The 2,376-nt window shown below is 72.6% G+C and carries 1 protein-coding gene; it reads right to left on the bottom strand.

The annotated features are described in order from the left end of the window. A partial coding sequence (locus tag ACFFRH_RS44020; RefSeq protein WP_386164130.1) for an acyltransferase domain-containing protein occupies nt 1-2,376 on the bottom strand: 2,376 nt, incomplete at both ends.

Raw genomic sequence — 2,376 nt, 5'->3', positions numbered from 1 at the left:
GCAACAACCCCTCCAACGCCGCCCGATCACCCACGTCACAGGCCGCCACCACCACCCGCGCACCACACGCCTCCAAACCCGCGACCAACTCCGCGGCCCCCGGCGCCTTCTCCCCACCCCTGCTCACCAGCAGCAGGTCTCGTGCGCCGTGCTCGGTGACGAGGTGACGGGCCACCAGACCGCCCAGCGCCCCCGTGCCACCGGTGACCAGCACCGTGCCGCCGGGCTTCCAGGGGGACGGGGCGGGGAGTACGCGCGCCCGGACCAGCCTCGGCGCGTACAGGGCGCCTCCGCGGAGGGCGAGCTGGGGTTCACCGGAAGGCAGCGCGGCGGGCGGTTCGTCCCCCTCGGACAGGTCGAGCAGGGTGAACGCTCCGGGATGCTCCAGCTGGGCGGAGCGCACCAGACCCCACACCGCCGCGGCCGACGGATCCACGGCCTCGCCTGGGCGTACGGCCGTCGCGCCGCTCGTCACGATGACCAGCGGGCCGGGGCCGGGCCGTTCGTCGACCAGGCGGCTCTGTACCGCGGCCAGTACCTCCAGGGTCGCCGCACGTACCGAGGAGGGCATGTCGCCCGACGACGGGTGGACGCGCAGCACCGTGGCGACGGGTTCCCAGACGGGTTCCCGCTCGCCGGCGACGCGAGTCCACTCCGTGCGGAAGAGGGAGTCGGGCGCGCGGAGCTGTTCCCCGGAGACCGGCCGCAGGGTGAGGGAGCCGATCGACGCCACCGGCTCGCCGGTCTCGTCGGCCAGATCCAGTGTCAGGGAGTCGGCGCCGGTGGGCACCAGCCGCACGCGCAGGCCGCCCACCCCCGCGGGCCGGAGCGTGACCCCCGACCAGGAGAACGGCAGCCGCACCTCCTCGACACGTTCGGGTGCGGCGGCCCCACCGGCGTGCAGGGCGGCGTCGAGCAGCGCGGGATGCACGCCGAACCTCGCGGCCTCGACGCGGTCCCGCTCGGGCAGGCCGACCTCGGCGTACACCTCGTCACCGCGCCGCCACACGGCGCACAGCCCCTGGAACGCGGCCCCGTAGGCGTACCCCCGTTCGGCCAGCCGGTCGTAGAAGCCGTCGAGATCGACGGGCTCGGCACCCGGCGGCGGCCAGTCGGCCAGGTCGGCGCGCGGTCCGAGGACCCCGGGACCGAGGAGGCCGGAGGCGTGCCGCACCCAGGCGTCCTCACCGCTCTCCGGCCGGGAGTGGACCGCCACCGTACGCAGGTCCGCGTCGTCCGCCGCGCCCACGAAGACCTGCACCTGGATCCCGCCGTGCTCGGGCAGCGTCAGCGGCGCCTCCAGCGTCAGTTCCTCGATCCGGCGGCAGCCGACCTGCTCACCGGCCCGGAGCGCCAGTTCCACGAACGTGGTGCCGGGCAACAGGACCGTGTCCAGGACGGCGTGGTCGGCGAGCCAGGGCTGGTCGTGCAGGGACAGTCGTCCGGTCAGCAGCAGCCCGTCCCCGTCGGCCAGCGACACCGCCGCCCCCAGCAGCGGATGATCCGCCGACCCCAGACCCGCACCCGCCAGATCAACCGACCCCGACGACGGCAGCAACCAGAAACGCTCACGCTCGAACGGGTACGTCGGCAGGTCCACAAGCTTCCCACCGCTGCCCGCCTGGTACGCCTTCCAGTCGACCTTCGCCCCGGCTACGAACGCTCTCGCCAGTGCCGTGACCAGGTTCTCCGCCTCGGGCCTGTCCTTGCGCAGCACCGGGACGAACAGGCCCTCCTCTGCGGAGTCGTGGCCCATCGCCGACAGCACACCGTCGGGGCCCAGCTCGACGAACGTCTCCACCCCCTGACCCCGCAGGTAGGCCAGGCCGTCGGCGAACCGCACCGCTTCGCGCACATGCCGCACCCAGTAGTCGGCGGAGAAGTCCGCCACCGGCTCCCCGATGAGGTTGGAGATGACCGGGATCGACGGGGGACGGTAGGTGATGGTTTCGGCGATGCGGCGGAAATCCTCCAGCATCGGTTCCATCAGGGGTGAGTGGAAGGCGTGACTGACCCGCAGGCGACGCGTCTTACGCCCCTGGGCAGTGAAATACGTTGATATTTCCGTTACTGCGGTCTCGTCGCCGGAGATGACGACCGCCTGCGGGCCGTTGACCGCCGCGATCGAAACGGTATCGGGCAGGAGGGGCGCTACTTCGGCCTCGGTGGCCTGCAACGCCACCATCGCCCCACCCGCGGGAAGCGCCTGCATCAACCGACCCCGCGCCACCACCAGACGAGCCGCATCCTCCAGCGACATCACCCCCGCCACATGAGCCGCCGCCAGCTCCCCCACCGAATGACCCAGCAGGAAGTCCGGCCGCACCCCCCACGACTCCAGCAGCCGGAACAACGCCACCTCAACCGCGAACAACG

Origin of the sequence: Streptosporangium vulgare (assembly GCF_042428775.1) — a bacterium.
Lineage (GTDB): Bacteria > Actinomycetota > Actinomycetes > Streptosporangiales > Streptosporangiaceae > Streptosporangium > Streptosporangium vulgare.
Note: the sequence above shows the minus strand (reverse complement) of the source record. Positions and strands in the feature narration are given on the sequence as shown.